The sequence below is a fragment of the Arthrobacter sp. W4I7 genome (assembly GCF_030816215.1).
Classification (GTDB): Bacteria; Actinomycetota; Actinomycetes; order Actinomycetales; family Micrococcaceae; genus Arthrobacter; species Arthrobacter siccitolerans_A.
Genome location: NZ_JAUSXU010000001.1, coordinates 1,568,219 through 1,588,829, shown reverse-complemented (window position 1 = coordinate 1,588,829; position 20,611 = coordinate 1,568,219). Strand labels below are relative to the sequence as shown.

The 20,611-nt window shown below is 65.4% G+C and carries 16 protein-coding genes and 2 tRNA genes; 13 read left to right on the top strand and 5 right to left on the bottom strand.

Annotated elements, in window-relative coordinates:
• Window positions 1-256: 256 nt before the first annotated feature.
• Window positions 257-1,978: a dihydroxy-acid dehydratase gene (gene ilvD, locus QF047_RS07305; protein ID WP_306634219.1), complete on the bottom strand. Its 1,722-nt coding sequence runs from the start codon at window positions 1,976-1,978 to the stop codon at window positions 257-259.
• 327 nt (window positions 1,979-2,305) lie between these two features.
• Between ilvD and QF047_RS07300 the strand changes: the two genes are divergently transcribed.
• The 3 genes from QF047_RS07300 to QF047_RS07290 all read left to right on the top strand — a co-directional run bounded on the left by QF047_RS07300 (window position 2,306) and on the right by QF047_RS07290 (window position 4,750).
• Window positions 2,306-3,448, top strand: coding sequence for a hypothetical protein (locus QF047_RS07300; protein ID WP_307275183.1), 1,143 nt, complete (start codon window positions 2,306-2,308; stop codon window positions 3,446-3,448).
• Window positions 3,449-3,482: 34 nt separating this feature from the next.
• Window positions 3,483-4,559, top strand: coding sequence for a sorbosone dehydrogenase family protein (locus QF047_RS07295; protein ID WP_307275180.1), 1,077 nt, complete (start codon window positions 3,483-3,485; stop codon window positions 4,557-4,559).
• A 115-nt stretch (window positions 4,560-4,674) separates the two neighbouring features.
• A tRNA-Lys gene (locus QF047_RS07290) sits at window positions 4,675-4,750 on the top strand.
• 531 nt (window positions 4,751-5,281) lie between these two features.
• On the opposite strand, the gene QF047_RS07285 is transcribed toward QF047_RS07290, so the two are convergent.
• Window positions 5,282-5,740, bottom strand: coding sequence for a MarR family winged helix-turn-helix transcriptional regulator (locus tag QF047_RS07285; protein WP_306639090.1), 459 nt, complete (start codon window positions 5,738-5,740; stop codon window positions 5,282-5,284).
• A 96-nt stretch (window positions 5,741-5,836) separates the two neighbouring features.
• Here QF047_RS07285 and bcp point away from each other — a divergent pair, with 96 nt between their 5' ends.
• From bcp to QF047_RS07245, 8 genes are all read left to right on the top strand, one after another.
• Entirely contained in the window at window positions 5,837-6,310 is a 474-nt protein-coding gene (gene bcp / locus QF047_RS07280) for a thioredoxin-dependent thiol peroxidase (protein ID WP_307275177.1), read from the top strand.
• Window positions 6,311-6,426: 116 nt separating this feature from the next.
• Window positions 6,427-6,508: transfer RNA gene (locus QF047_RS07275), tRNA-Leu, on the top strand.
• A 297-nt stretch (window positions 6,509-6,805) separates the two neighbouring features.
• Window positions 6,806-7,498: a fasciclin domain-containing protein gene (locus QF047_RS07270; RefSeq protein ID WP_307275175.1), complete on the top strand. Its 693-nt coding sequence runs from the start codon at window positions 6,806-6,808 to the stop codon at window positions 7,496-7,498.
• Window positions 7,499-7,728: 230 nt separating this feature from the next.
• Window positions 7,729-9,399: an ABC transporter substrate-binding protein gene (locus QF047_RS07265; protein WP_306634226.1), complete on the top strand. Its 1,671-nt coding sequence runs from the start codon at window positions 7,729-7,731 to the stop codon at window positions 9,397-9,399.
• 79 nt (window positions 9,400-9,478) lie between these two features.
• Window positions 9,479-10,981 (top strand): malate:quinone oxidoreductase, encoded by a 1,503-nt coding sequence (locus QF047_RS07260; RefSeq protein WP_306634227.1) that lies wholly within the window; start codon window positions 9,479-9,481, stop codon window positions 10,979-10,981.
• A 68-nt stretch (window positions 10,982-11,049) separates the two neighbouring features.
• Window positions 11,050-14,268, top strand: a complete 3,219-nt coding sequence (locus QF047_RS07255) for an efflux RND transporter permease subunit (protein ID WP_307275172.1) — start codon at window positions 11,050-11,052, stop codon at window positions 14,266-14,268.
• Window positions 14,269-14,383: 115 nt separating this feature from the next.
• Window positions 14,384-15,523: an LLM class flavin-dependent oxidoreductase gene (locus tag QF047_RS07250; RefSeq protein ID WP_306634230.1), complete on the top strand. Its 1,140-nt coding sequence runs from the start codon at window positions 14,384-14,386 to the stop codon at window positions 15,521-15,523.
• Entirely contained in the window at window positions 15,523-15,993 is a 471-nt protein-coding gene (locus QF047_RS07245; RefSeq protein WP_306634231.1) for a MarR family winged helix-turn-helix transcriptional regulator, read from the top strand. The genes QF047_RS07250 and QF047_RS07245 overlap by 1 nt, the downstream gene beginning before the upstream one ends.
• Before the next feature lie 46 nt (window positions 15,994-16,039).
• Here the strand turns inward: QF047_RS07245 and QF047_RS07240 are convergent, their stop codons facing one another.
• Both QF047_RS07240 and QF047_RS07235 read right to left on the bottom strand, forming a co-directional pair.
• Window positions 16,040-16,846 carry a transglutaminase family protein gene (locus tag QF047_RS07240; RefSeq protein WP_307275169.1) on the bottom strand — a complete coding sequence of 269 codons (807 nt, stop codon included), beginning with the start codon at window positions 16,844-16,846 and terminating at the stop codon, window positions 16,040-16,042.
• A 70-nt stretch (window positions 16,847-16,916) separates the two neighbouring features.
• Entirely contained in the window at window positions 16,917-17,717 is an 801-nt protein-coding gene (locus QF047_RS07235; RefSeq protein ID WP_307275167.1) for a hypothetical protein, read from the bottom strand.
• A gap of 143 nt (window positions 17,718-17,860) precedes the next feature.
• Here QF047_RS07235 and QF047_RS07230 point away from each other — a divergent pair, with 143 nt between their 5' ends.
• Together QF047_RS07230 and QF047_RS07225 are read left to right on the top strand one after the other, a co-directional pair.
• Complete coding sequence (locus QF047_RS07230) at window positions 17,861-18,520, top strand: DUF1684 domain-containing protein (RefSeq protein WP_306634234.1); 660 nt, start codon at window positions 17,861-17,863, stop codon at window positions 18,518-18,520.
• Window positions 18,521-18,576: 56 nt separating this feature from the next.
• On the top strand, window positions 18,577-19,437 hold the full coding sequence (locus QF047_RS07225; RefSeq protein WP_307275165.1) for a fumarylacetoacetate hydrolase family protein: 861 nt from the start codon (window positions 18,577-18,579) through the stop codon (window positions 19,435-19,437).
• A 16-nt stretch (window positions 19,438-19,453) separates the two neighbouring features.
• On the opposite strand, the gene QF047_RS07220 is transcribed toward QF047_RS07225, so the two are convergent.
• Entirely contained in the window at window positions 19,454-20,608 is a 1,155-nt protein-coding gene (locus tag QF047_RS07220) for a cysteine desulfurase family protein (protein ID WP_307275163.1), read from the bottom strand.
• Window positions 20,609-20,611: the final 3 nt, after the last annotated feature.

Sequence of the window (20,611 nt, the reverse complement as noted above, 5' to 3'; positions counted from 1 at the left end):
GTGCCACGCGCTTGGTAAGGACGACGACGGTGCCGGCGGTAACGAAAGTCATGAGTTCAGTGTTCCCTCTGGGCAAGATACGTGTCAACGAGGCGTTGCACGATCTCACCATGTGGACGTCATTGTCCACTTATTGATCCCTCCGCTGGAGGGATCAAACCTACAGCTAATCACCCCCACCCGGAAGGGCTTAATAAGGGTGATGCCGAGGGGCCCTTTGTGTGAGGCGCTCAGCGCCTCACACAAAGGGAAGGTATCACCCGCAGTATGCGCCTGTTGAGGCGCTGTGCACCAGTTTGGCGTACTTGGCGAGGACACCCTTGGTATACCTGGCCGGCAGCGGCTCCCAGCCCACCTTGCGGGTTTCGAGCTCGGCTTCGTCCACCAGGAGGTCGAAGCTGCGGGCCGCGATGTCCACGCGGATCCGGTCGCCGTCCTGCACGAACGCGATGGGGCCGCCGTCGACCGCTTCCGGGGCAACGTGGCCGATGCACAGGCCGGTGGTGCCGCCGGAGAACCGGCCGTCGGTGAGGAGGAGGACGTCCTTGCCCAGGCCCGCACCCTTGATGGCGCCGGTGATGGCGAGCATTTCGCGCATACCCGGCCCGCCCTTGGGGCCTTCATAGCGGATGACCACAACGTCGCCGGCATGGATCCGGCCCTTGTCCAGGGCGTCGAGGGCGCCCTGTTCACGTTCGAAGACGCGGGCAGTGCCTTCAAAGACGTCAGCGTCAAAGCCCGCGCTCTTCACCACTGCGCCTTCGGGGGCCATGGTGCCGTGCAGGATGGTAATGCCGCCGGTCTTGTGGATGGGGTTGTCCAGCGCGCGCAGGATCTTGCCGTCCAGGTCCGGCGGGTTGATCGCCGCGAGGTTCTCGGCAACGGTCTTGCCGGTGACGGTGAGGCAGTCGCCGTGCAGCAGCCCGGCGTCGAGCAGTGCGCGCATGATGACCGGCACGCCGCCGATCTTGTCGACGTCGGTCATCACGTAACGGCCGAAGGGCTTGAGGTCACCCAGGTGCGGGATCCTGTCGCCGATGCGGTTGAAGTCGTCAAGGGTGAGTTCGACTTCGGCCTCGCGGGCGATGGCCAGCAGGTGCAGGACGGCGTTGGTGGAGCCGCCGAAGGCCATGGTGACAGCGATGGCGTTCTCGAAGGCCTTCTTGGTCATGATGTCGCGGGCGGTGATTCCCTGGCGGAGCAGGTTGACCACCGCTTCGCCGGACTTGCGGGCGAATTCATCACGACGGCGGTCTGCCGAGGGCGGGGCAGCGGAGCCGGGCAGTGACATGCCGAGCGCCTCGCCGATGCAGGCCATGGTGTTGGCCGTGTACATGCCGCCGCAGGCGCCTTCGCCCGGACAAATGGCCTTTTCGATCCGGGTCAGGTCTTCCATGCTCATCTTGCCTGCGGCGCAGGCTCCGACAGCTTCGAAAGCGTCAATGAGGGTGACTTCCTTTTCGGAGCCGTCCTCGAGCTTGACCCAGCCGGGCATGATGGAGCCGGCGTAGAGGAAAACGCTGGACAGGTCCAGGCGGGCTGCAGCCATCAGCATGCCCGGGAGGGACTTGTCACAGCCGGCCAGCAGGACCGAACCGTCAATGCGCTCGGCCTGCATCACGGTTTCCACGGAGTCGGCAATAACTTCGCGGGAAACCAGTGAGAAGTGCATGCCTTCGTGGCCCATGGAGATGCCGTCCGAAACGGAGATGGTGCCGAACTGCATGGGGAACCCGCCGCCTGCGTGGACGCCTTCTTTGGCGCCCTGGGCAAGCCGGTTCAGTGAAAGGTTGCACGGGGTGATTTCGTTCCAGGAGCTGGCGACACCCACCTGGGGCTTGGCGAAGTCGTCATCGCCCATGCCGACCGCGCGGAACATGCCCCGCGCGGGGGCGGCGTGGATGCCGTCCGTTACTACCCGGCTGCGCGGTTTGATGTCAGGCTTGTTGTCGGTTCCCGTCAGGGTGTCCTCACTCATAGGGGAAAGTCTATGGCTCCGCGGAACGGCGCAACGACAGACCGACGTCCTTTAAGCGCAAAAACGGGAAATTTCTGACCAGATGATGGACTGCCGTCTCGAATGATGAGATCACCCGCTGCTCGCGGCTTGGTCTTTTGTGGTTTGGATCACCTTCCGCTGGATGTGTCTGACCGAGGTCATCCCGCCCTCACTGCCCCTCACCTGGACGGGCCACGTACTGCCCCGCGAAAAAGGACGTCCCTGCAGGTCAAAGTGCTGGACAGCACTGTGGACCCGACGTAGCGTCGGGCAAAGGAGCTTGCCAAACCGACTGAAGGGATTGCCATGGAAGCTGTCTTCTTGATCATTCTGCTCGTTGTGCTGGCGGGCGTTGTCTGGTGGCGGCTGAACGCCAAAAAGTCCGCTGCTGCGCGCGAGGCCGGCGGGCAGGCCGAAAGGACCCGCGCCGACGGCGGTACCCGGACTGACGGTGCACTTTCCGGCGGCAGCGCCGCAGCTTCCGCCGAAGCTGCGGGCACCTCCGGTATAGCCAGTGCAGCAGGATTCGGGCGCCCGGCAGAACCTGCAGCCCCCACCACCGCCGACGAGCCGGCCGGGACTGCCGCCCGGGCCCATGACGTTCCCGCGGCCGGGACACAGCGCAGCGGTGCGGGGTCCTCCTCAGTGGGTACCGCAGCCGCCGCTGACAGCGGGCGAGACGCCGGGAGCTCGGAAGGCTCCGGAAGCGTGCAAGGCGCCGACCGGGAAGAACGGCGGATCCAGGATCAGGCTGAATGGGAAACCCAGTGGTCGGAGGCTTCAGGTTCAGCCCCGGCCCATGAAGGCGAGGCTCCACGGCAAAGCGCGGCCCACCGGGAAGCAACGGCCCAGCGGGAAGGGGCAGCGGCGACGACGCCAGTCCCGCCCGCGCAAAGCGGGTCCGGTGCAGTGCCTTCCGAAACCGGAGAGGATACCGCCGGCGCCTCGCAGCCCGTTCACCACACCGAGTACACCGCGCCCCACGCCCCTACCCTCCCCGGGGCCGAAACGGCCGCAGTGGAAGAGCCAGGGGACACAGGTATCGCAGGCGCCGCCGAAGCCGGCAACGCAACGGCTTCTTCCGGCGGTGCCGGCACCGGCCTCCCAGGCGACGCCGCCGCAACGGAAACGCAGGATCGGACGCAATCTTCCGCACTGGTGGAAACCGGCTCTGACCATAGGCAGGACCAGCCCGCGGCTATGCCTTCGACAGGAACGGAACCAGCGGGGCACCTGGCGGCGGAAGAGCCCTACGGTATGGGCTCGGCGTCGGCTGCCTCTGACGGAAGCGGGCCCGCGGATTACACCGTCAAGGCCGACGCCGGCGCCATGGTGTACTACGAGGAGGGACACCCCGAGTATGAGCAGACCAGGGCCGATGTGTGGTTCGAATCGCCTGCCCATGCCGAAGCTGCGGGCTTCAGGGCGCCGCGGCGGAGGCGCATCTAGCACCGCTCGTGCCGCATCGCGGGGGCAGGCTGGTGTGGGCGCGCTGGCTGCGGCCGTCTGCCTCGCGCTGCTCCTGGCGTCCTGCACAGGCAAGCCCGATGGCACGCCCACGGGAAGCAGCCCCTCGCTGACTAGCACAACCGGTGCCGATCCGGCTCCGGGAACACCGCAGCGCCTGGATCTGCAGCTGGAAATCCCCTGGGCCGCAGTGTTCCTGCCGGACGGAACAGCGGTGATCTCGGAGCGCGACACCGCCCTTCTCAAAGCCGTCCGTGGGGGCGAAGCCAGGGAACTGGGTAGAGTTCCGGGCGTGGTTCCGGGAGGGGAAGGCGGCCTGCTGGGGCTTGCGGTGTCCCCCGCTTTCGCAACCGACCGCTACCTTTATGCCTACTTCACCTCCGGGTCGGACAACAGGATTGCCCGCCTTCGCCTGGCGGCGGCCAGTGACGGCACGCTCTCCCTCGGGGAACCGGAAGTGATCTTCACAGGGATTCCGAAGGCCTCCACCCATAACGGGGGCAGGATCCGTTTCGGACCGGACGGGCTGCTGTATGCAGGGACCGGCGATTCCCAGCGCAGGGACCAGCCGCAGGATCCGGATGCGCTGGGCGGGAAGATCCTTCGCCTGACACCCGACGGCGATCCGGCCCCGGGCAATCCGTTCGGCAATGCTGTTTACAGCCTGGGACACAGGAACGTCCAGGGGTTGGCCTGGGACAGTGAGGGGCGGTTGTGGGCCAGCGAGTTCGGGCCGGACGTCGATGACGAACTGAACCTGGTTGTGCCCGGCGGCAACTACGGGTGGCCTGCCGTCACCGGCGCTCCCCACCGCTCCGGGTTCCAGGACGCAAAAGTCGTATGGCCGGCAACGAGTGAATCCTCACCGAGCGGACTGGAAATTGTGCGCTCAACGGCGTACCTGGGTGCACTGCGCGGCGAGCGGATGTGGACAGTGCCCTTGGCCGGAGAGGAAGCCGGCACGCCTGTGGGTTACTTCACACGCGAATTCGGGCGGATCCGGGATGTGGTCCACACTCCGGAGGGCGGTTTTTGGTTGCTGACAAACAACGAAAACCCCGACTTTGTGCTGGTTTTGCCCCCTCCGGACTGACCGGGGCCAGGCGGCCAGCGCCGATTTCACATGCACCAAAAGTTCGTGTAGAGTTTCATGTCGTTGCGGAGATCAACGGGGAAAGAAAAAGCCCCAAACGATTGAAACAAAAGATGCACCTCTAGCTCAATTGGCAGAGCAATTGACTCTTAATCAATGGGTTCCGGGTTCAAGTCCCGGGGGGTGCACCACTGGGAAAACAGCCTCCGGCTTGCGGAAACGCAAACCGGGGGCTGTTTTGTTGTGCCGGAGCCCCGGCTGATTCACAGGGCAGGCTTAACTCTCAAAGAACTTGGCACAGCGCCCCGTCCAACCTTGCAGAATTACCGAGGAACGCTCCATCACCTCCTGCATCAAATCGGCAAACGCTCCATCACCTCCTGCATCAAATCGGCGAAGGCTCCGTACTTTTTATGTTTCCCCGGGAAAACCCTCCTGCACCCAGGCTCGCGGCAGCACCGCCGTCGAACCCCGCCCGGGACGTGATGAGGCGTCCGGCGGGAAAGCCGCGGAACCTGATGGCGCGTCGCGCGAAAAGGCGCGGGACGTGATGGCGCGTCCCGCGAAATGGTGCGGGAGGTGATGGCGCGTCCCGCGAAAAGCCGCGGAAGGTGATGGCGCGTCGCCGGAAGGTCATGAACGAAAAAATAAAGCGTGACCCCAGCCTGCTAGGGCTGTGATCACGCCGGGCGCCGGCAATGCCGGCGGAAGTGGGACGGCCTCTACGGGGTCAGGGACGGGTTTTCGATAAGTGCTTGGGCAGTGGACGATCCGAACTGGCTCGCAAGCTCGCGGACCACTGCCTTGAGTTCCTGCCGGAGGACGTCGGGGTCGATGGTGGCCGCTGCCAGGACTGTACGTTCCATCTCGACGGCGGCGGCGACGGCTTCCTTGCCCCTCTCGGTGAGGGACACCACGTGGCTGCGGCGGTCAGAGGTGCTGCGGACCCTGGCGATGTGGCCGTGGGCCTCCAGGCGGCTAAGGGTTTTGCCCATGGTCTGGGCCTGGACCCGCACGTATTGGGCAAGCTGGGCCTGAGTCATGGGGCCCTGCGCGTTGAGGACCTCGATGGCAATAACACCGGCGTGGGTGAGACCGATAGCGCCGAGTTTTTCATTCCAGGAGTGTTCTACGAGGCGCGCAGCAGTGGACAAGAGGCGCCCTGTGGGCCATTGATCCATATCAGGCATAGCAGCAAGTATAGCCAAGTGTCGATTAGCAGTGCTCCGGCCTGCTTACTAGGCTGTTGTGTCCCGCCTGCAACAAGGAGAAAAACATTGGCTGACAGACTCGCAACAGGTGACGACGCACCACACTTCACCCTGAAGGATTCGTCCGGCAAGGACGTTAGCCTGGCACCGCGCCCCGGGCGCCATACCATCGTGTACTTCTATCCGGCTGCCTCAACCCCCGGCTGCACAAAGGAAGCCTGCGATTTCCGCGACAGCCTGGCCTCCCTGCAATCGGCAGGCTATGACGTACTGGGCATCTCCCCGGATCCGGTGCAGAAGCTTGCCGCCTTCGCTGCAAACGAAACCCTCACCTTTCCGCTGCTCTCGGACCAGGACCATGCAGTGGCGGACGCTTACGGCGCGTGGGGAGAAAAGAAGAACTACGGCAAGACCTACGAGGGCCTGATCCGCTCGACCATTGTGGTTGACCCTGACGGAAAGGTGGCGCTGGCGCAGTACAACGTGCGGGCCACCGGACATGTGGCCAAGCTGCGCCGTGACCTGAAGCTGGACGCCTGACCCTGCCGCCGCTGACGCAGCTCACGCCTGCGCGACGCTACAATAAAAACTGGCATCCGCCGTCGTACGTTTCCGGCCCTGGTTCAGGCGCTTGAACATCCGGCGCGGGCAGCCAAGCGCGAGTGGTGAAATTGGCAGACACGCAGGATTTAGGTTCCTGTGCCTTCGGGCGTGGGGGTTCAAGTCCCCCCTTGCGCACTGAACGAAAAAGATCCCCCGGCCTATGTGACCAGTTCACGGGCCGGGGGATCTTTTTGTTTCCCGGCCGTACATAGGGCTCGGCGGCCACCAACGCGGCCCCGGCGTGCAAAAGAATTTCCGGGAATCACGGACGCGCCGAAAAAGACCTTGAAGTTGACCCATCCATGTTTCTGCAGCAGCCGAATACCCAGTGAGACACCAGCCAAGGGCAGGTGCCCACCAGCCAGAGGCAATCAGCGCCGCGAACATCCCGTTCACGGACAGGTAAACATGTTCAACCCAAGGAGAACCAAAATGCAGACCATCAAGCGCACCACTTTCAGCGTCGCAGGCGTTGCAGTTGCAGCTCTGCTCAGCCTGACCGCCTGCGGCGGCACGGCCGGCACTTCAAGCTCCTCCGCACCGGCCGCCGCGCCGTCATCCTCGGCTTCGGCAAAGGCTTCCACGATGGCCCCGTCCCCGTCAGCCAGCACCTCAGCGGGCAGCATGGATCCCGCCGCCAACCTGGTGGGCACCGGCTGCGCCGGCTACGCCAAGCAGGTCCCCACGGGCGCAGGTTCCGTGGAAGGCATGGCCCTGGACCCCGTTGCCGTAGCAGCATCCAACAACCCCATCCTGACCACCCTCACGGCAGCCGTTTCCGGCAAGCTGAACCCGAAGGTGGACCTGGTGGACACCCTCAACGGTGGTGAATTCACCGTCTTCGCACCGGTTGACGACGCCTTTGCCAAGATCGATCCGGCAACCATCGAAACCTTGAAGACCGATGACGCCCTCCTGAGCAAGATCCTGACCTACCACGTGGTTCCCGGCCAGATCACTCCCGACAAGATCGCCGGCACCCACGCCACGGTCCAGGGCGGTTCCGTCACGGTCACAGGCAGCGGTGACACCCTCAAGGTGGACAACGCCAACGTGATCTGCGGCGGCGTCAAGACCAAGAACGCGACGGTCTACCTCATCGATTCGGTCCTGATGCCGAAGTAATCCAGGCAGACAATGAACCCGGGCTGTAGCAGTAATCCCGGGTGTGCGGCCCGGGGCCCGTTCCACAAAGGGACGCGCCCCGGGCCTTTTAGCGTGCGGGGCGAGGTTGCGGCTCCGCACGCTAAAAGGCCCGCGCCTGCGGGCCGCCCGGAAAGCGCAGCAGGAGGTCAACTAGACTGGGTCCCGGCCCGCAACCGGCGGCGCCGGCAAGATCCCGAGGTGGTAAACGAGTGCCCAGCAGTCCATCCCGGCGGACGGTCCTCACGACCGGTGCCGCCCTCCTGGCGTTGAGCGTCACCTCGTGCACCGCGGTTCCGGCCCCCTCGCCCTCATCCACCTCCCCTGCCCCCAGCACGACGGCGGAGCCCACCGCCACCTTCAACTTCGGCACAGCAGTCCAGCCGCTGGGCCTTGACCCGGCGCTGTCCGGCGATGTGGAGTCCCAGCGGATCACCCGGCAGATCCTCGAGGGACTGGTGGGGGTGGACCAGACCACCGGGAAACCCACCCCGCTGCTGGCCACCGAGTGGAGCGAATCCAACGAAGGCCGCTCCTACACGTTCAAGCTGCGCAGCGGTGTGACGTTCCACGACGGCACACCGTTCAACGCCGATGCGGTCTGCAGCAACTTCAACCGGTGGTTCGCGTTCACGGAGGACCTCCGCCGGCAGGCTCCCGGTAGTTCGTTTAAGGGCGTGTTCAAGGCGCACTCGGACCACCCGGAGCTGTCCATCTTCAAGAGCTGCACCGCCCTGGCCGCCGATACTGTGCGGATCGACTTGACCCAGCGTTTTACCGCATTCCTGCAGGCACTGACACTGCCTGCCTTCGCCATCGCCTCCCCTGCAGCGCTTGCCTCAGGAAAGGCAGACGTGCTGGACCAAAACCGCGGCGGCCAGGCGATGTCCGCCTTCGGCACCAATCCGGTGGGCACCGGCCCTTTCACCCTGAAGTCCTGGGACGAAGGCAGCGTCAGCCTGGCCAGCAACGCGGCGTACTGGGGAGACCGCGGCCAGATCGCCACTATCAACTTCGTTGCATACAACCACCCCCAGGCCCGTCTCCAGGCCCTGCTGGACGGAAAGATCGACGGCTACGACGCCGTGACCGTGGGCAACTTTGACCAGCTGGTGAAGCGCGGCAAGCAGATTGTGCAGCGCGACCCGTTCTCGGTGATGTACTTGGGGCTCAACCAGGAAATCCCGGTCCTGCAGAACCAGAAGGTCCGCCAGGCCATCGAGCTGGCGATCGATAAAGAAACCCTGATCCGCAAGTTCTTCATCGACAACACTGCCGTGGCCACCCAGTTCGTCCCGCCGAAGATCAGCGGCTTCAACAACGACGCCCCCGCGCTGGGGCACGATCCCGCCAAGGCCAAGGAATATCTCAAAGAGGCCGCCTACGCAGGTGAGGAGCTGAGGTTCTACTATCCCCTGAACGTCACCCGGCCCTACCTCCCCACCCCTGAGAAGGTCTACGCCGAAATCAGCCGGCAGCTCACCGCCGTGGGCTTCAACGTCAAGCCCGTCCCCGTGGACTGGTCCGAGGGGTATCTGCAAAAGGTGCAGTCCCCCGGGGACCACGCACTCCACCTGTTGGGCTGGAACGGCTCCTACTCCGATGCCGACAATTTCGTCGGCCCCCTTTTCGGCGAGAAGAACGGCGAGTTCGGCTACCAGGACGCGCAGGTCTTCTCCAAGATCAACAGGGCACGCGGGATGCCGGAGGGACAGGCGCGGGATGAGCAATATCACACCATCAATGCCCAGATCGCGGCCACTGTTCCCGCAGTCCCCGTCGCTTTCCCCATCTCGGCCCTGGCCCTTTCAGACCGGGTGGTCAGCTATCCAGCATCGCCTGTCTTAAATGAAGTTTTCACCAAAGTACAACTGAAGCCTTGACGGGCCAGCCCAATTTCAGTAGTAGGGCCGCCCGGGGATATTCTGTGACAGCCAGAGCCGCTGCAATCGGAGACTGATCGTGACCTTCATTTCCAAGACCCCACATGCCGACGTCGTCCTGATTGGCGGCGGCATCATGAGCGCCACACTGGGGGCATTCATCAAGCAGTTGGAGCCGGACTGGACCATCTCCATGTTCGAGCGGCTGGACGAGCCGGGGCTGGAAAGCTCGGATCCGTGGAACAACGCCGGAACCGGCCACGCCGCCCTCTGTGAACTCAACTACTCCCCCGCAGCCAAAGACGGCTCGGTGGATCCCACCAAGGCATTGCTCATAAACGAGCAGTTCCAGCTTTCCCGCCAGTTCTGGTCCCACCTTGTGGACCAGTCCCTGATCGGTTCGCCCAAGCGCTTCATCAACACCGTGCCGCACATGAGCTTTGTGATCGGCGAGGAGAACACGCGGTTCCTGAGGACCCGCTATGAGGCCCTCAAGCCGCACCCGCTGTTCCGCAGCATGGAGTACTCCGAGGACCACGGCCAGATCGGCAAGTGGGCTCCGCTGATCGTGAAGGGCCGGGATCCGAAGCAGCGGATCGCAGCCACCCGGGCCGCGGAGGGCACCGACGTGGACTTCGGGGCACTCACACGTGAGTTGACCACGTACCTGGGGAACAACGGCGTCGAAATCAACTACGGCCACGATGTCACCGGGATCTCCAGGGCGTCCGACGGCGGCTGGAACCTTTCGCTGAAGTACCCCAAGTCAGGCGAACACGGCAAGATCCATGCGAAGTTTGTCTTTGTGGGCGCCGGCGGCGGCGCCCTCCATCTCCTCCAGGCTTCCGGCATTCCGGAAAGCAAGGGCTACGGCGGTTTCCCGGTCTCCGGGCAGTTCTTCCGCTGCACGGACGAGACCCTCGCAGCGCAGCACAGCGCCAAGGTTTACGGCCAGGCGTCCGTGGGTGCGCCGCCCATGTCCGTGCCCCACCTGGACACCCGGTACGTCAACGGCAAGCGTTCCCTGCTGTTCGGCCCGTACGCCGGCTTCTCCACCAACTTCCTGAAGAACGGCTCCTACCTGGACCTGCCGCTGTCCATCAGGCCAAGCAACATCATCCCCATGCTGGCCGTTGCCAAGGACAACATGGACCTCACCGCGTACCTGGTCAAGGAAGTGGCCAAAAAGCATGGTGACAAGGTGGAAGCGCTGCGCGAGTACTACCCGGAAGCCAAAGCCGGCGACTGGGAACTGATTACAGCCGGCCAGCGTGTACAGATCATCAAGAAAGACCCGCAGAAGGGCGGCGTGCTTCAGTTCGGCACTGAAGTCATTGCCGGCCGTGACGGTTCCATCGGCGCACTCCTGGGTGCTTCGCCCGGAGCCTCCACAGCAGTGCCCATCATGATCGAACTGCTCCGGAAGGCCTTCCCGAAGAACTTCAAGGGCTGGCAGTCCAGGCTCAAGGACATGATGCCCGGCTACGGCGTCAAGCTCGATGACAACCCGGAACTCGCCGCGCAGCTTGAAAAGGCAACGGCGAACTCCCTCCAGCTGGAGAGCGTTACCGCCAGCCACTGACCCTGCCGGGGTCGGTGGCTGGCTGCCCGGTCCGCAACAGTCAGCACAACCCCACAGGAGACCATGCGATGTTCCGGCTGGCACAACTTTCACTGGCAAACCGGGCACTGATCGCACTGATCACCGTCTTCGCTTCCGTGTTCGGCGTGATCACCATGTCGTCGCTGAAGCAGGAGCTCATCCCGTCGATCGAGTTCCCCCAGATCACGGTGCTGACCGCCATGCCCGGCGCCTCCCCGGAGGTGGTGGACAAGCAGGTGAGCGGTCCGCTGGAGACGGCATTGAACGGCGTGGAGGGGCTGGAATCCACCTCCTCCACGTCGCGCAACGGCGTCTCCCAGATCACGATGGTCTTCACCTACGGTTCCAACCTTGACCGGGCCCGGAACCAGATTGACCGGGCCATCTCCAATGCCAAGCGGAACCTGCCGGAGGACGTCCAGCCGCAGGCCATTGCCGGGAGCATCAGCGACTTCCCCATCGTTTTCCTGGCGGTCTCCTCGGACAAGAGCCTCAGCGAGCTCAACGCCGACCTGCAGCGCCTGAGCGTCCCTCGGCTGCAGAAGATCGACGGCGTCCGGGGCGCCGATGTGACCGGCGGCGCCACCCAGCACATCGAGATCCTTCCCCGCGCCGATGCAATGGCGGCCTCCGGTGCCACCATCACGTCCATCCGCGATGCACTGGGGAACAACGGCGCCCTCCTCCCGGCGGGCACGCTCGAGGAGCAGGGAAAGACGCTGTCCCTGCAGATCGGCAGCCCGGTGGACTCCCTGGATGCGGTCAAGGCGCTGCCGCTGGCAGGAGCGAAGAACGCCGCCACCATCGGCGCTGTGGCCGACGTCTCCATCAAGGACGACGCACGCACCTCCATCACGCGCACCAACGGTGCGGAAACCCTTGCCGTCTCCGTTACCAAGAAGCCTGAAGGGGACACCGTGGCCATCTCGCACACCGTGCGGGACACCTTGGACGAGCTCGAAGCCGAACTGGGCTCCAATGCCAAGTTCACGCCGGTCTTCGACCAGGCCCCCTTCATCGAAAAGTCCATCAAGGACCTCACCACCGAGGGCCTGCTGGGCCTGGGCTTCGCCGTGGCGGTCATCCTGGTTTTCCTGATGTCCGCCCGGTCCACGCTGGTGACGGCCGTGTCCATCCCGCTCTCGCTCCTGATCACCTTTATCGGCCTGTCAGCCACGGGCTACTCGCTGAACATCCTCACCCTCGGCGCGCTCACCATCGCGATCGGCCGGGTGGTGGACGACTCGATCGTGGTCATCGAAAACATCAAGCGGCACCTCAGCTACGGCGAGGACAAGGTGACTGCCATCCTCACGGCCATCCGGGAGGTGGCCGGCGCCATCACCGCTTCCACGCTGACCACCGTGGCAGTCTTCCTGCCCATTGCGTTTGTGGGCGAACTCGCGGGTGAACTGTTCAGGCCGTTTGCCCTCACCGTCACAATGGCGCTGCTGGCGTCGCTGCTGGTCTCGCTGACCATCGTTCCCGTCCTTGCCTACTGGTTCCTGCGGAATCCCCGCCTCACCCCGGGCAGCGAGGCAGCGCGCCGGAATGCCGATGAGGCGCGGGCCAAGGCCCAGGAAGCGGAACAGCGCGGCAGGCTCCAGCGCGGGTACCTTCCCATCCTCACCAAGACCCAGAAGCATCCCGTCGTCACCCTGGTCGCCGCCGCCCTTGTGCTTGGCGGCACCGCGGCGATGGCTCCCCTACTGGCCACCAACCTGCTGGGCAACTCAGGCCAGAACAGCCTGACCGTGCGGCAGGTGCTGCCTGCCGGCACCAGCCTGGCGGACACCAGCGCCGCCGCCATCCGCCTCGAGGAGGTCCTGCGCGGGATCGACGGCGTCCGGGACGTCCAGGTAACGTCCGGGAACGCACAGGCCGGGTTTGCCGCGATCACCTCCACCGGGTCCTCCAACTCCACCTTCACTGTGGTGACCGATGAAAAGGCGGACCAGGCCGAACTGCAGGAGACTGTGCGGTCAGAACTGGCGGAGGTGCCTGATTCCGGGAAGGTCTCCGTGGGCACACAGCAGGGCGGCTTTGGAACGTCCTCCACAGTGGACATCACCATCAAGGCCGCCACCTCCGCGGACCTGAAGACTGCCAGCGACGCCATGGTCGAGGCCATGACCGGAGTCCCCGGCACCAGCGAAGTGGCCACCAACCTCGCCGCCAGCCAGCCAGTGGTGCAGGTGAAAGTGGACCGCGCCAAAGCCGTCGCGGCAGGGCTCAACGAAGAACAGGTGGCGGGCGTCCTCGCCTCGACCATCAGCCCCGTCCCGGCCGGAACCATGCGGATCGATACCAACGACTTCCCGGTCCAGATCGGCAAGGGCACCAGGTTCACCAGCATCGACGCCGTCCGCAGCATTCCGCTGCCCGGGGCCGGCAGCGCCCTTACGCTCGGCAGTATCGCCGCAGTGGAGCAGGTGGACGTGCCGGTATCCATCACCGCCAGCAACGGCCAGCGCACCGCCCGCGTGTCCGTGACGCCGTCGGGATCCAACCTGGGCGCCGTCAACACAGAGGTCCAGAAGCGCCTGGCCGGTGTCCAGCTGCCAGCCGGGGTTACCGCCGAAATCGGCGGTGCCACCACCCAGCAGCAGGAGTCCTTCGAACAGCTTGGGCTCGCCCTGCTGGCGGCGATCGCCATTGTCTACGTGATTATGGTGGCGACTTTCAAATCCCTCATCCAGCCCCTGATCCTGCTGGTCTCGGTGCCGTTCGCGGCTACCGGCGCCGTGGCCCTGCTCCTGGTGACCGGGGTCCCGCTGGGCCTGCCGTCACTGATCGGCATGCTGATGCTGGTGGGGATCGTGGTCACCAACGCCATTGTGCTGATTGACCTCATTAACCAGTACCGGCAGCCGCGCGACGGCCGGCCGGGTATGAACGTTGCCGATGCCATAACCCACGGCGCCCGCCAGCGGCTCCGCCCCATCCTGATGACCGCCCTGGCCACGGTGTTCGCCCTTACCCCGATGGCGCTGGGCCTTACGGGCGGCGGCGGGTTCATTTCGCAGCCCCTGGCCGTGGTGGTCATCGGCGGCCTCGTCTCATCGACTGCCCTGACCCTGGTCCTGGTCCCCGTGCTTTATCGCCTGGTGGAGGGGCGCCGTGAGAAGAAGGCCCTGCTCCGGGAACTGCAGGCGCGCCCGGAATTCGGCCCCGGGGCCGACGTCGACGAGGAGTTCCGCGACTGGACCACGGGCATGGTTCCCAAGGTCAGCGGACGGCGGGCAGCACCGGGAAGTCCCGAGTAAAACAGCGGAATATTTTTTGCGTGGCAGCGTTGTATCCGACGATAGATGCATATGCATCTAAATTGGCCTATACTGGAACCAAGGCCAGCAGGTCCAAGCAACGGAAAGGCACATCATGCAGATCGGTGTTTTCAGCGTCAGCGACATCACCACGGACCCCACCACGGGCCGGACCCCCACCGAGAACGAACGGATCAAGGCCTCCGTCGCCATCGCGAAGAAGGTCGAGGAAATCGGCATGGACGTGTACGCCATCGGCGAGCACCACAACCGGCCCTTCTTCTCCTCCTCCCCCACCACCACCCTGGCCTACATCGCAGCGCAGACCGAGCGGATCATCCTGTCCACGGCCACCACGCTGATCACCACGAATGACCCGGTCAAGATCGCCGAAGACTTCGCCATGCTCCAGCACCTGGCCGACGGCCGCGTTGACCTGGTCCTGGGCCGCGGCAACACGGCGCCGGTCTACCCGTGGTTCGGCAAGAACATCCAGGACGGCGTGGAACTCGCCATCGAGAACTACAGCCTGCTGCGCAAGCTGTGGGACGAGGACACCGTGAACTGGTCCGGCAAGTTCCGCACACCGCTGCAGAACTTCACCTCCACACCCCGCCCGCTCGACGGCGTGGCCCCCTTTGTGTGGCACGGTTCCATCCGCACGCCGCAGATCGCCGAAGTGGCGGCGTACTTCGGCGACGGCTTCTTCGCCAACAACATTTTCTGGCCCAAGGAGCACTACCAGCAGCTGATCAGCCTCTACCGTGAGCGCTACGAGCACTACGGCCACGGCAAGGCAGACCAGGCAATTGTGGGCCTGGGCGGCCAGTTCTTCATGCGGAAAAACTCGCAGGACGCCGTCAAGGAGTTCCGTCCCTACTTTGACAACGCTCCGGTCTACGGGCACGGTCCGTCCCTGGAGGACTTCACTTCCCAGACGCCCCTGACTGTCGGCAGCCCGCAGGAGGTTATTGAAAAGACCCTGACGTTCCGCGAGTACTTCGGCGACTACCAGCGGCAGCTGTTCCTGATCGACCACGCCGGTCTGCCGCTGAAGACCGTGCTGGAACAGCTGGACCTGTTCGGGGAGGAAGTCCTGCCTGTCCTGCGCAAGGAGTACGCCGCCCTCAAGCCGGCGCACGTTCCCGAACCGCCCACCCATGCGGGCCGGGTTGCGGCGGCACTGGCCGCCCAGGACGCGCAGGGCCAGGATGTTCAGGCTCAGGACGCGGAAAAGTCCGCTGCGGGGGCATGATGGCCGGCAACAATTCCGAATCGCCGGTCCGGCTTGCGGCCGAGGCCTGGGAGTCGCTGTTCCGGGCACAGGTGGCCGTGATGCGCAAGCTTCAGGCAGGCCCTGCCTTCCGGAAGCTTGCGGTCAACGAGTATGACGTCCTGTTCACGCTCGCCCGCTGTCCCACCGGGTGGCTGCGGCTCAACGAGCTCAACGACAACGTCCTCCTGAGCCAGTCCAGCCTCAGCCGGCTGGTGGAGCGGCTGGAAAAGCGCGGGCTGGTGGCCAGGATGCCGGCTCCCGAGGACGGCCGCGGCGTACTGTTGCAGCTCACCGACGCGGGCCGGGAGCTGCAGAAGGAGATCGGCCGCGAGCACGTCCGGGACATCTCCACCCTGATGGGTCCGGCCCTGACTCCGGAAGAGCAAAAGGAACTCCGGCGGCTCACCGAAAAGCTGAGGAGTTCGCTGGGGCCCCGCCCGCTCCGGTGAGCGGGCGGGATCCGCTGAGCCGGGCAGGATCCTCCATGGGCAGGGGTCAGCCCAGCTTCATAAGCCGGGCAGGATCCTCCACGGGCAAGGCGCCGTTGACCACAGCCGTGACCTGGAGCTGGTTGAGGACCAGGCTGCCGCCCACGGTGGAGAGGAAAGCAGTATCCGCCGAGTCGCGGCCGGCAGTGATGCGCAACATCGATTCCCGCGGGGCCAGCCCCGTGGGGTCGATGACGTGCCAGGCACCCTCCACGTAGGCCTCGGCTACGGCGTGGAAATCCATCGGCTTCAGGCCGGGGGCGTACACGGCTGCGAGCCTGGCGGGGATGTCCTTGGAACGCAGCAGAGCGATGGCAAGGTGCGCGAAGTCCCGGCACACACCGCGCCGGCTCAGGAGGGTCTCCACTGCACCGTCGGTGCCCCGGGATGATCCGCTGAGATAGCGCAGTTCCCCGTTCACCCAGTTCCTGACGGCGCGCAGCAGCTCAGCGCCCTGCAGCCCCTCGAACTCGGCGTAAGCGGTGGGCAGGAGCCGGTCGGACTCTGCGTAGCGGCTGGGCCGGACGTACCGGATCCGGTCTGCGAGTTCCGCCTCCTCCGGCTCGGCTTTCCCGGCCACGGTGGCGGAGTATTCCACTGTCACCTCCGCCGGCCCGGCGAACTCCATGTAGTGGAACCGGCCGCCGTGGTGGTCGCCCACCTCGGTCAGCGGGACCTGGCCCGCGCCGGCCGTGACGGACAGCGACTCTTCAAAGGAGGAGTAGCCTCTGTTCCTCGCCACGGCGATGGCCATGGCCACCTTGGTGTTGGCTACGGTTTTGAAGACCAGTCGTGCGGAAACGCTGCGTTCCATGGCTCCTTCGGGGTTGTGTGCGGTGCAAGGGAAGTCACCGCCTGCCGCAGCACACGGGCCGGGAACGGGACTAGTTTTTGATCTTCAGCGACATTAGCATCCGCTGGACGTTGGCAAATTCAGTGCCCTCGTTGGCGTAGCGGGCGGCCTCGCCCAGGGTGTCGAAAGCTTTGGCGGGGGCCACTTTTTCGTCGGGCGCAAAGGCTTTGACCGCCACCAGGTCGCCGAACGAGTAGTCGCCCTTTCCGGCCGGGCCCCGCAGGATGTTGCGGAGTTCGCAGGCCTGACCGTCGGCGCCACCCACCACGTTGGTGATCCCGTAGGAACCGAAGTAGCGGTAGCCCTGGATCACGCGGAAAACCACCCTGGGCGGTATGGTCCCCTCCCCGCCTGCGGCGGCCACTTCCACCGGCACACTGCTGACTACCGTGTACGGCCGCCGGGACGTTTCCGGGCATTCCGCGGACGACGGCGGCAGTCCGGTGCGCAGCGCTGCCATAAAAGTGCCGTCGGACTTCTTCACCTCAATCTTCAGCGCCCCCGGCAAGGTGCCTTCCTCCGGCGTGACGGACTGCGCGATCCAATCCTCCGGGAGGTCGAAACTTACGGTCTTGCCTGAATCCGAAAAAGTCTTCCAGGCAGCTGCGGTGGCTACAGCCTGCGGGGTGCCGGATGAGGCGGCGCCGGGGCTGGCGCCAACGGACGCCGTCGCTGGGGATGAGGCGTCCGCCGATGCTGGCGCCGTGGCGCCGGAGCCTGGCTGCGCTGTCCACCCCGGCGCCTTGGATTCCGCCGTGGCGCAGCCTGCAAGAAGGGTGCCAACCACCAGCAGCGCTCCGGACAGGAGAGTCCTTGTTGCCTTGCCTGTCATGCAGCCAGCCTAGCCGCGCGGCTTCCTTGGGGCGTTGACCTTGGCGGCGTTTCGGGCCCGTCCCGGGCGGAACGGGAGCGGCGCGCCCGCCCCGGTGCCGCCGTCGGACGGTATACCTGCGTGCTGGGACTAGGCTGGTGGCTATGGAAGAGCATCGGGGCGCAGCCGAAGAAAGCCGGACGGACATCTCCGCCGTCGACATCGCTGACTGGCGGCTGCGGACATTTGCCCTATACCACAACGTCCGCAAAATCTCAGTTGAAAGCCCTGCTGAGGCACATACCTACTGGCGCCACCAGCGCGACCTGATGTTTGCCACGCACCCGGCTTCTGCATTGACCCCCGCAGATCAGGGGCGCTTTTCCGGGCTTAAAACGGCTGACTATGATCCGATCTACCGGTTCCATGTTCCGCTGACCAAGGAAGGTGCGGGACGGGAAATCAGCGTGGAGACGGGCACCGACGGGGCGGTCCGCTTCGTCCGGCTGGGCACCTTTGACCTCCCGGAAGTAGGCCAGCTCGCGGTATGGAGGCTGCAGGGGTACGGCGGCGGTATTTTTGTGCCGTTCCGGGACGCCACGGCCGGCCTGCCCGGAGGCAGCTATGGTGCCGGCCGGTATCTGCTGGATACCATCAAGGGCGCGTTCCACGGCGTCCAGGGGACCGGCCCGGACGCCACGTTCGTCCTGGACTTCAACTTTGCCTACAATCCGTCGTGCGCCTACAACGATGCCTGGGCCTGCCCGCTTCCGGGACCGTCCAACCGCCTGGCCGTGGAGATTCCGGTGGGCGAGCTCTACTGATGTCACACGGCGCCAGCAGTCCGGAAGGCTGTTCCGCCGGCCCGTAGGATTCCTTCATGACTGCACTTCCCCGCCGCATAGCGCGCGTTCGCCCCTTACCCGCTGCCCACCCGGCAGAACAGTTCTTCGTGGCCAGCGATGCGGCGGACTTCGGCGGCGTTGAAGGCAAAACGTGGACGGTTACGGGAAGCCCCTTTTGGGGATCACTGGCCAACGCTTCGAGCCACCCCCGGGAGGGGTGGGAGCCCGGGGACCAGGTGAGGGAGGGCTCCTTTACTTTCCTCGCTCCGAGCGTGCCCGCCAACGTCCTGGGGATGGCGCACAACACCGGCCAGCCCGGGCGGGACCTGCCGCCCCAGGCGTTCCACAAGGCGGCCACCAGCGTCATCGGACCCGGCGACTCGATTGAACTGGCTCCCGGAATGCGGCGGGTGGATCCGGAAACGGAGCTGACCATTGTGATCGGCACAAAAGCGCGGGGCCTGACTCCGGAGAACGCCCGTGGCGCCGTTCTGGGCTTCACCATCAGCAACGACGTGACGTGCCGGGACCTGCAGAAGACCGATGAACTCTGGATCAGCGCCAAGAGCCAGGACACGTTTACGCCCGCGGGACCGTGGATTGTCACCGGCCTGGACGAAGCCGCACTCGCCGTCGATGTGCTCCTCAATGGCACCCCGTTGCAGGCCGCCAGCACTGGTGACCTCGGCTGGAAGGTCGACGAGATCCTCGTGTACCTGACGTCCTTTATGACCCTGTATCCGGGCGATCTGGTGCTGACTGGCTTTCCGGCAGAGTGCGCACCCCTGAGCCCGGGCGACACCGTGGTGTGCCGGGTCCAAGGTATCGGCGAGCTCGTGAACCCGGTCATAGCCTCGCCCTGGCCGGGACCTGTTGGCCCGGGACCTGCCGTCTGAGTTGAGGTAGCGTCGGCTAGGCGCCGAGCGCCCTGACCCGTCCGATGGCGTCCTGCAACCCGGCCGCGGCCGTTGCCAGATCCGCTTCGGTCACCGCTGCATCAAAGCTGAAGCGGACGGCCGTCTGGGCCACCTCCGCGGCAATTCCCAGTGCCTTGAGCACCGGCGACGGCGCGTCCGAGCCCGCGGCGCAGGCTGAACCGCTGGAGCAGACAATGCCCTGGCGTTCCAGCTCCAGGAGCACCGACTCGCCGCTGGTTCCCGGGAAGCAGAACGAGGCCACGGAAGGCAGCCGCTCGACAGGATGCCCGGTGAGGACCGCGCCCGGGACACCGGTGAGCACAGCGTGAATGAACGTGTCCCGCAGACCCGCCACCCGCCGTCGTTGTTCCGCCTGGCCGGCCTGGGCCAGCGCCAGTGCGGTTGCCAGGCCCACAGCTCCGGCCACGTTCTCTGTTCCTGAGCGGCGGCCGCGTTCCTGCCCGCCGCCGTGGATCAGCGGCTCGAGTTTGGTGCGTCCACGGACGAACAGGACACCGCACCCTTTGGGCGCCCCCAGCTTGTGCCCGGAGATGCTCATCGCATCCACGTCCAGCGCTTTGGTATCCAACGGCAGCCACCCGGCCGCCTGGACGGCGTCGGTGTGGAAGGCGATGCCCCGTTCGTGGGCCAGGGCGGCCAGTTCGGCAATGGGCTGGACCGTTCCCACCTCGTTGTTTGCGTACATGACGCTGGCCACCGCTGTTTCCGGCGTGAGTACTTTTCGGAACGCTTCCGGCGTCACGCGCCCAGTACCGTCAACGGGAACCACGTCAACGGCGAAGCCGTGGAAGCGCTCCAGGTACCGTGCAGATTCCTCCACTGCAGGATGTTCGACGGCGGTGATCACCACCCGGTTGAGCCGCGGGTCGGCGGCCTGCCGGGCCAGGGCGATGCCCTTGACGGCGAGGTTGTCCGCTTCCGTGCCGCCGGCGGTGAAGGTTACTTCCCCGGGCCGGCAGCCCAGCACCGCGGCCACGGACCGGCGTGCGTCGGCGAGCGCGGTGGCGGCAGCCTCGCCCAGGGTGTGGTGGCTGGAGGGGTTCCCGAACTCTCCGGTGAGGTAGGGCCACATGGCGTCCAGCACCTCACGGCGGACGGGGGTTGTGGCCGCGGCGTCGAGGAAGATCACGGC

Excerpts from the sequence above, each read along its gene's own strand:
- QF047_RS07285 (WP_306639090.1), bottom strand. The coding sequence starts at position 5,740 with ATGGATCAATGGCCCACAGGGCGCCTCTTGTCCACTGCTGCGCGCCTC.
- QF047_RS07255 (WP_307275172.1), top strand. The coding sequence starts at position 11,050 with ATGTTCCGGCTGGCACAACTTTCACTGGCAAACCGGGCACTGATCGCA.
- QF047_RS07270 (WP_307275175.1), top strand. The coding sequence starts at position 6,806 with ATGCAGACCATCAAGCGCACCACTTTCAGCGTCGCAGGCGTTGCAGTT.
- ilvD (WP_306634219.1), bottom strand. The coding sequence starts at position 1,978 with ATGAGTGAGGACACCCTGACGGGAACCGACAACAAGCCTGACATCAAA.
- QF047_RS07235 (WP_307275167.1), bottom strand. The coding sequence starts at position 17,717 with ATGACAGGCAAGGCAACAAGGACTCTCCTGTCCGGAGCGCTGCTGGTG.
- QF047_RS07225 (WP_307275165.1), top strand. The coding sequence starts at position 18,577 with ATGACTGCACTTCCCCGCCGCATAGCGCGCGTTCGCCCCTTACCCGCT.
- QF047_RS07300 (WP_307275183.1), top strand. The coding sequence starts at position 2,306 with ATGGAAGCTGTCTTCTTGATCATTCTGCTCGTTGTGCTGGCGGGCGTT.
- QF047_RS07240 (WP_307275169.1), bottom strand. The coding sequence starts at position 16,846 with ATGGAACGCAGCGTTTCCGCACGACTGGTCTTCAAAACCGTAGCCAAC.
- QF047_RS07230 (WP_306634234.1), top strand. The coding sequence starts at position 17,861 with ATGGAAGAGCATCGGGGCGCAGCCGAAGAAAGCCGGACGGACATCTCC.
- QF047_RS07250 (WP_306634230.1), top strand. The coding sequence starts at position 14,384 with ATGCAGATCGGTGTTTTCAGCGTCAGCGACATCACCACGGACCCCACC.
- QF047_RS07245 (WP_306634231.1), top strand. The coding sequence starts at position 15,523 with ATGGCCGGCAACAATTCCGAATCGCCGGTCCGGCTTGCGGCCGAGGCC.